Origin of the sequence: Paraburkholderia sp. BR13439 (assembly GCF_040948805.1) — a bacterium.
Lineage (GTDB): Bacteria > Pseudomonadota > Gammaproteobacteria > Burkholderiales > Burkholderiaceae > Paraburkholderia > Paraburkholderia youngii.
Window position 1 is genome coordinate 343,592 of sequence record NZ_JBFPKN010000007.1, and the last position, 7,564, is coordinate 351,155.

The following is a 7,564-nucleotide window of genomic DNA, read 5'->3' on the forward strand; positions in this document are numbered from 1 at the left end:
TGACAAATAAAAATGGAAAATACGTTCCATTTGATGGGGCGGCCGCCTATACTCGGCAACGTCGGATGCATGTTGCGGCGGGCCGCGGGCGCGTCTGTCGCATTGCAGGAAACCCCGAGAGGCAGTCATGGCGGAACAGATCACCGAAGAAGCGTTGCCGAGCGTCGACGAATTGATGCAGCGCATCGCGGATACCTACGAGTCGCTGCCGCGGCAGTTGAAGAGCGTGGCGACGTATATCGAGCAGCATCGCTCGAGCGTGATGATGGATCGCACCAGCGATATCGCCGCGAGTTGCGGCGTGCACCCGTCGGCGGTCGTGCGCTTTGCGCAGCGGTTCGGCTTTTCCGGGTTTTCGGATCTGCAGGCGGTGTTTCGTCAGGCGTATACGGGGCAGGGCGTGTCGTCGTCGAGCTATCAGCAGCGCATCCGCAAGCTGATCGACGAGAAGCCCGGCACGCTGTCGGGCGGCGCGGTCGCGCGGGAGTTCATCGCCGCGTCGCGCGGCGGCCTCGAAGAACTCGAAGCGGGTCTCGACGACAAGCAGTTCGACGCCGCCGTGAAGATGCTGCAGCAGGCCGACAACATCTACGTGATCGGCGTGCGGCGCTCGTTTCCGGTCGCGAGTTATATCGTCTATGCGTTGCAGCACACGCACAAGCGCGTGCATCTGGTGTCCGGCTTCGGCGGCATGTATCGCGAGCAGATTCGCAGTGTCAGGAAGGGCGACGTGGTGATTGCGATCAGCTTTGCGCCGTACGGCAAGGAGACGCAGTACTGTCTGCGCGTCGCGCATCATCATCAGGCGAAGACGCTCGTCATCACGGATAGCCAGCTATCGCCGCTCGCGCGCTACGCGAGCACGCAACTCTACGTGAAAGAGGGCAGCGCGTTCGCGTTCCGCTCGCTGACCAGCACGATCTGCCTGTGCCAGGCGCTCTTCATCGCGCTCGCGTACAAGCTCGAACTGAACGTTGAAGAATCCAACGACACTGGAGGCTACGATGACTGACGCGGTAAGCACGATCGACGTCGCGGTATTCGGCGCGGGACGCATCGGCAAGATCCATGCGGCGAATCTCGCGCGGCAGCCCGGCGTGCGGCTCAAATACGTGGTCGACGTGAATCGCGAAGCGGCCGCCGCGCTCGCCTCGCAGCATGGCGCGCAGGTCGCGGATATCGACGGCGCGATCGGCGACGCTTCGATTGGCGCGACCGTGATCTGTTCGAGCACCGACACGCATGCGGACCTGATCGTCAAATCGGCCGCGCAGAACAAGCACGTGTTCTGCGAGAAGCCGGTCGATCTCACGTTGGAGCGCGCGCGGATGTGCGCAGAAGCCGTGGCGCGCGCGGGTGTGGTGTGCATGATCGGGTTTCAGCGGCGCTTCGATCCGACGTTTGCCGCATTGAAAGCGCGCCTCGACGCGGGCGAGATCGGCACACCCGAGATGCTCGTCGTTACGAGCCGCGATCCTGGCGCGCCGCCGGTCGACTACATCCGGCGCTCCGGCGGCATCTTCAAGGACATGCTGATTCACGACTTCGACATCTGCCGGTGGATTCTCGACGACGAAGCCGACACGCTGCACGCCACCGGCAGTTGCCTCACCGACCCCGCGATCGCCGACGCGGGCGACATCGATTCGACCGCGGTGACGATCCGCACGAAGCGCGGCCGCCTGTGCCAGATCAACACCACGCGGCGCGCCGCGTACGGCTACGACCAGCGCTTCGAAGTGCTCGGCAGCACCGGCATGCTGCAAGCGGGCAACATACGGCCGACCGAAGTCACCGCGTACTCGGAAACGAAGGTATCGACCGACGTGCCCGAGGCGTTTTTTCTCGAACGCTATCGCGCGGCGTACGCGCTCGAAATCGCGCATTTCTTCGACGCGGTCACGCACGGCAAGCCGGTGCGCACGACCGTCGCCGATGGCCTGAAAGCGCTCGAACTCGCGGAAGCCGCGACGCGTTCATGGCGCGAGGGCCGCGCAGTCAAACTCGGCGAGGCCGCGTGATGAAGCCCGCCACGGAGCGCTTGCGGATCGGCGTGGTGGGCCTGGGGCGGCTTGGCAAGCGGCATGCGGAGAATCTCGCGTATCGCGTGCCGGGTGCAACGCTCGCGGCCGCGTGCAGTCCGCTCGAAGAGGAACTTGCGTGGGCGCGCGATGCGCTACCCGAGCCGCGTCTTTACGCCGATTACGCGGACCTGCTCGCCGATCCGCAACTCGACGCGGTATGGCTCGTCACACCGTCGTCGCTGCACGCGCAGCAGATCGTCGACGCATTGCGCGCCGGCAAGCACGTGTTTTGCGAAAAGCCGCTGTCGCTCGATGTCGCCGAATGCGAGCGCGTGCTGGCCGAAGCGGCGCGCTATCCGCATCTGCAAGCGACGATCGGCTTCATGCGCCGCTTCGATCCGAGCTACCGCGACGCGTTCGAGAAAATCGCCGCCGGCCAGATCGGCCGGCCGTTTCTCGTGCGCTCGCAGACCACCGATAAAAACGACAACGACGGCTTCTTCGTGCGCTTCGCGGCGACCTCGGGCGGCATCTTTCTCGACTGTACGGTGCACGACATCGACGTCGCCCGCTGGCTGCTCGGCAAGCCGCGCGCGACGCGCGTGTTCGCGGCGGGCACGATTGCGTTGCACGAGGGTCTGCGCGAATTCGGCGACGTCGACAACGGCGTTGCGATCTGCGAATTCGAGGGCGGCAAGCTCGCGATGTTCTACGCGTCGCGCACGCAGGCGCACGGCAACGATACGCATAGCGAAGTGATCGGCACCGCGGGCGCATTGACGATCGGCCGCAATCCGCGCGCGAACCGCGTCGAGATCTATGACGCGACCGGCATCCGCAACGAATGCACGCCCAACTTTTTCGACCGCTTCGAGGACGCGTTTCTGCACGAGGCACGCGCGTTCGTCGCATCGGTGCAGAAAGGGCCGGGGAACGGTGATGCGGCACGGAGTGGCGCGACGCTCGCCGATGCGCTCGAAGCGACGCGTATCGGCGTCGCGCTGCGCGAGTCGCTGCAAAGCGGCGGGGCGGTGACGCTGTAGCGGTGTGCTGCCCGGCGCCGCCGCGCCGCCTGCTGTAGAATTTGACCCTCTGTCCGGCGTCGTCAGCGACGCCTCGTCCCGAAGGTCATCGTCGATGCAAATTCAGATTCACAAGGAAGTCGATGCGCGCGGGCTCATGTGCCCGCTGCCCATCCTGCGCGCCAAAAAAGCGCTCGCCGACATGGAAAGCGGCCAGATTCTCAAGGTGCTCGCCACCGATCCCGGCTCGCAGCGCGATTTCGCCGCGTTCGCGAAGCAGACCGGCAACGAGATCGTCGAAAGCTCGGCGCACGACAAGGTATTTACGTTTCTGATGCGGCGCCGCTGAGCAGCATCCGGTAAAACTGTCCGTCCGATGTAAAAAAGAAGGCGCTGTCCCCATTATTCGGGGTACAGCGCCTTCTTCGTTTCAGCCTGACCTTGGCGTCAGCCTTCGAGCACCGGCGAGCGGGTACGCAGATACTCTTCGAAATCGGAGGCCACTTCCGGGTGACGCAGCGCGAACTCGACGGTCGCCTTCAGGTAGCCGAGCTTGCTGCCGCAGTCGAAACGCGTGCCGTGATACTTGTACGCGAGCACCTGTTCATCGGCGAGCAGCGACTGGATCGCGTCCGTCAGTTGCAATTCACCGCCCGCGCCCGGTTTGATCGAGCGCAGGTGATCAAAGATGCGCGGCTTCAGCACATATCGGCCGACCACCCCGAGGTTCGACGGCGCCACGCTCGGCTCCGGCTTTTCGACGATGCCCGACATCTTGATGATCGAATCTTCCCATTCCTTGCCATCGACGATGCCGTACGACTTCGTGTCCTGCGGGGGGATCTCTTCGACGCCGATCACCGAGCTGTGATAGTGATCGAACACCTCGATCATCTGCGTCATCACGGGCGGCGTGCCGTACAACAGGTCGTCCGCGAGAATCACGGCAAACGGGTTGTCGCCAACCAGCTTCTCGGCGCACAGCACCGCGTGGCCGAGGCCCAGCGCTTCGGCCTGGCGCACGTAGAAGCAGTCGACGTGGCTCGGCTTGATGCTACGCACGAGTTCGAGCAGCTTGTCCTTGCCGCGTGCTTCGAGTTCGGCCTCGATCTCATAGGACTTGTCGAAATGGTCTTCGATCGCGCGCTTGCTGCGGCCCGTGACGAAGATCATTTCGGTGATGCCGGCCGCCATGGCCTCTTCGACCGCGTACTGAATCAGCGGCTTGTCGACGATCGGCAACATCTCTTTCGGGCTAGCCTTCGTGGCGGGGAGGAACCGGGTGCCAAGACCTGCTACCGGAAAAACCGCCTTCGTAACTTTTAGCATGTGAATACCCTGAGTCCTCTGGTTAAATCCTTGCCCGCCGTTGAGGACGGCGGGCGCGTCGATCAGGCCGGCAAGCGAGCCAGTTGGGCTTTCAGCTTGCCGACGGTGGCTTCGAAATCGGCCAGCCGCTTCTGCTCCTGTTCCACGACCGCCGCCGGCGCCTTCGCGACGAACGCCTGATTTTGCAGCTTACCGTTGCATTTCACGATTTCGGCGCTCAACCGTGTGATCTCCTTCGACAGGCGTTCGCGTTCGACCGCCGCATCGATTTCGACCTTCAAAACGAGCTTGTCCGTTCCTACGATAGCAATTGGCGCGCCATCCGCCTGAGCATCGAGCGCGGCCTCGTCGGCGATGATCTGCACCTCGGACAGACGCGCAAGCGCCTGAGCATAAGGCGCGAACGTCCGAAGACGCTCCGCGTTGCCGGTGGCGAGCAACGGCACCTTCACCGCCGGCGACAAATTCATTTCGCCGCGCAGATTCCGGCATGCATCGATCACCGCTTTGAGGTCGCTCGCCCACTGCTCGGCGTCTTCATCGAGCTTCGAAGGCTCCGCGATGGGGTACTGCTGCACCATGATGGACGCCTCGCCCTCGGTCTTGCCTTCCGGGTAGCGTCCCGCGAGCGGCGCCACTTTCTGCCACAGCGCTTCGGTGATGAACGGGATCACCGGATGCGCGAGGCGCAGCACCGTTTCGAGCACACGCAAAAGCGTGCGACGCGTGGCACGCTGCTGGTTCGGCTGCCCCGTCTGGATCTGCACCTTGGCGAGCTCGACGTACCAGTCACAATATTCGTCCCAGACGAACTTGTATATGGCGTTGGCCACATTATCAAAACGATAGTCCGAAAAGCCCTTGGCGACTTCCGCTTCGACGCGCTGAAGCTGCGACACGATCCAGCGGTCAGCCTGCGAGAAATGCAACTGGCCTTCTGGCCCGCATTCGCCACATTGCGCCGGTTGGCCGAAACCGCAGTCATGGCCTTCGCAGTTCATCAGCACGAAGCGGGTGGCGTTCCACAGCTTGTTGCAGAAGTTGCGATAGCCTTCGCAGCGCGCAAGGTCGAAATTGACGTTGCGGCCGAGCGTGGCCATCGACGCCATCGTGAAGCGCAGCGCGTCGGTGCCGAACGCCGGAATGCCGTCCGGAAACTCCTTGCGGGTCTTCTTCTCGATCGACGCGGCCTGCTTCGGATTCATCAGGCCGGTGGTGCGTTTAGCGACGAGCGCGTCGAGGTCGATGCCATCGACGATGTCGATCGGGTCGAGCGTGTTGCCCTTGCTCTTCGACATCTTCTGGCCTTCGGCGTCGCGCACGAGGCCGTGCACGTAGACCGTGTCGAACGGCACTTTGCCCGTGAAGTGCGTGGTCATCATGACCATGCGCGCGACCCAGAAGAAGATGATGTCGAAGCCGGTGACGAGCACCGACGACGGCATGAAGTGCTTCAGTTCTTCCGTCTCGTTCGGCCAACCGAGCGACGAGAACGGCACCAGAGCCGACGAGAACCACGTGTCGAGCACGTCTTCGTCGCGCTTCAACGCGCCCGAGTAACCGGCAGCGGTGGCCTTCGCGCGCGCATCTTCTTCGGTCTTCGCGACGAACACTTCGCCGTTCTCGCCGTACCACGCCGGAATCTGATGCCCCCACCACAGTTGACGCGAGATGCACCAGTCCTGGATGTTTTCGAGCCACTGGTAGTAGGTGGTGGTCCAGTTTTCCGGCACGAATTTGATCTGGCCGTTGCGCACGACGTCGAGCGCGGTCTCGGCGATCGACTTGCCCGGATTGAACGTACCTTCGGGCGCCGGCTTGCTCATCGCGACGAACCACTGGTCGGTCAGCATCGGCTCGATCACGACGCCGGTGCGGTCGCCGCGCGGCACCATCAGCTTGTGCGGCTTGACCGATTCGAGCGCGCCGAGCGCTTCGAGATCGGTGACCACCAGCTTGCGGGCTTCGAAACGGTCGAGGCCGCGGTATTTTTCGGGCGCGTTGTCGTTGATCCTCGCGTCGAGCGTGAGGATTTCGATCTGCGGCAGCTTGTGGCGAAGGCCGACCTGGTAGTCGTTGAAATCGTGCGCGGGCGTGACCTTGACGACGCCGGTGCCGAATTCGCGGTCGACGTAATCGTCGGCGATGATCGGCACTTCGCGGTTCGATAGCGGCAGCGTGACGGTCTTGCCGATCAGGTGCGCGTAGCGCTCGTCTTCCGGGTGCACCATCACGGCGGTATCGCCGAGCATGGTTTCCGGACGGGTGGTGGCGACGGTCAGATGGCCCGAGCCGTCGGTCAACGGATAGTGGATGTGCCACAGGTGGCCGTTTTCTTCTTCGCTGACCACTTCGAGGTCGGACACGGCGGTTAGCAGCACGGGGTCCCAGTTCACGAGGCGCTTGCCGCGATAGATCAGGCCCTGTTCATACAGGCGCACGAACACGTCGCGCACGGCGGCCGACATCTTGTCGTCCATCGTGAAGTATTCGCGCGACCAGTCGATCGACGCACCGAGACGACGCACCTGATTCGTGATGGTCGAGCCGGACTGCTGCTTCCACTCCCACACGCGTTCGACGAATTTTTCACGGCCGAGGTCGTGGCGCGACACGCCTTGTGCGTCGAGCTGACGTTCGACGACGATCTGCGTGGCGATGCCCGCGTGGTCGGTACCCGGCACCCACAGCGTGTTTTCGCCGAGCATGCGGTGATAGCGGGTGAGACCGTCCATGATGGTCTGGTTGAACGCGTGGCCCATGTGCAGCGTGCCCGTGACGTTCGGCGGCGGCAGCTGGATCGAGAAATCCTTGCGGTTCGCGTCGAAGGAGGGCGCGGCGTAGGCGCGCTTTTCCCATTCAGGGCCCCAGTGGGCTTCGATGGTGTGGGGTTCGAAGCTTTTTGCAAGCGTCGAGGTCGGGTCGCTCGGGGTGTCGCTCATGTTTCTGGTTAAAAGCAGGATTTTGATGGCGGAGAATGGTTGATTATAGCTAACGAGGGGTTTTTGCCTGCTGGCGGCTTGGTTTGTCGTTGTTCTGGCTTCTTTGGCCTTTCCTTGTTGTGTTATCGGTCTATTAGCGTTGCCCCTGTGCGGGGCGGCACCTACTTTCTTTGCTGCTGCAAAGAAAGTAGGCAAAGAAGACAGCTCAAACCGCTAACTCTTAAGCGGGTCCCTCGGTCCGCGTGAG

Annotated in this window: 6 protein-coding genes; 4 read left to right on the forward strand and 2 right to left on the reverse strand. The window is 63.0% G+C overall.

The window, feature by feature from the left end; translation table 11 throughout:
• Positions 1 to 127 precede the first annotated feature (127 nt).
• From AB3X96_RS17275 to AB3X96_RS17290, 4 genes are all read left to right on the forward strand, one after another.
• Entirely contained in the window at positions 128 to 1,012 is an 885-nt protein-coding gene (locus AB3X96_RS17275) for a MurR/RpiR family transcriptional regulator (RefSeq protein ID WP_018435220.1), read from the forward strand.
• On the forward strand, positions 1,005 to 2,021 hold the full coding sequence (gene iolG / locus AB3X96_RS17280) for an inositol 2-dehydrogenase (RefSeq protein ID WP_368590621.1): 1,017 nt from the start codon (positions 1,005 to 1,007) through the stop codon (positions 2,019 to 2,021). The genes AB3X96_RS17275 and iolG overlap by 8 nt, the downstream gene beginning before the upstream one ends.
• Positions 2,021 to 3,067: a Gfo/Idh/MocA family oxidoreductase gene (locus tag AB3X96_RS17285; RefSeq protein WP_368590622.1), complete on the forward strand. Its 1,047-nt coding sequence runs from the start codon at positions 2,021 to 2,023 to the stop codon at positions 3,065 to 3,067. Before iolG ends, AB3X96_RS17285 begins: the two co-directional genes overlap by 1 nt.
• A 100-nt stretch (positions 3,068 to 3,167) precedes the next feature.
• The gene (locus tag AB3X96_RS17290; protein WP_026225937.1) at positions 3,168 to 3,395 is read left to right on the forward strand and encodes a sulfurtransferase TusA family protein; all 228 of its coding nucleotides are present in this window, start codon (positions 3,168 to 3,170) and stop codon (positions 3,393 to 3,395) included.
• 98 nt (positions 3,396 to 3,493) lie between these two features.
• Here the strand turns inward: AB3X96_RS17290 and galU are convergent, their stop codons facing one another.
• Together galU and AB3X96_RS17300 are read right to left on the reverse strand one after the other, a co-directional pair.
• Entirely contained in the window at positions 3,494 to 4,375 is an 882-nt protein-coding gene (galU, locus tag AB3X96_RS17295) for a UTP--glucose-1-phosphate uridylyltransferase GalU (protein WP_013089956.1), read from the reverse strand.
• Positions 4,376 to 4,437: 62 nt separating this feature from the next.
• Positions 4,438 to 7,317 (reverse strand): valine--tRNA ligase, encoded by a 2,880-nt coding sequence (locus AB3X96_RS17300; protein WP_368590623.1) that lies wholly within the window; start codon positions 7,315 to 7,317, stop codon positions 4,438 to 4,440.
• Positions 7,318 to 7,564: the final 247 nt, after the last annotated feature.

Bases quoted from the DNA above. Each gene is read 5' to 3' on its own strand.
- iolG (WP_368590621.1), top strand. From the start codon at position 1,005: ATGACTGACGCGGTAAGCACGATCGACGTCGCGGTATTCGGCGCGGGA.
- AB3X96_RS17285 (WP_368590622.1), top strand. From the start codon at position 2,021: ATGAAGCCCGCCACGGAGCGCTTGCGGATCGGCGTGGTGGGCCTGGGG.
- AB3X96_RS17300 (WP_368590623.1), bottom strand. From the start codon at position 7,317: ATGAGCGACACCCCGAGCGACCCGACCTCGACGCTTGCAAAAAGCTTC.
- galU (WP_013089956.1), bottom strand. From the start codon at position 4,375: ATGCTAAAAGTTACGAAGGCGGTTTTTCCGGTAGCAGGTCTTGGCACC.
- AB3X96_RS17275 (WP_018435220.1), top strand. From the start codon at position 128: ATGGCGGAACAGATCACCGAAGAAGCGTTGCCGAGCGTCGACGAATTG.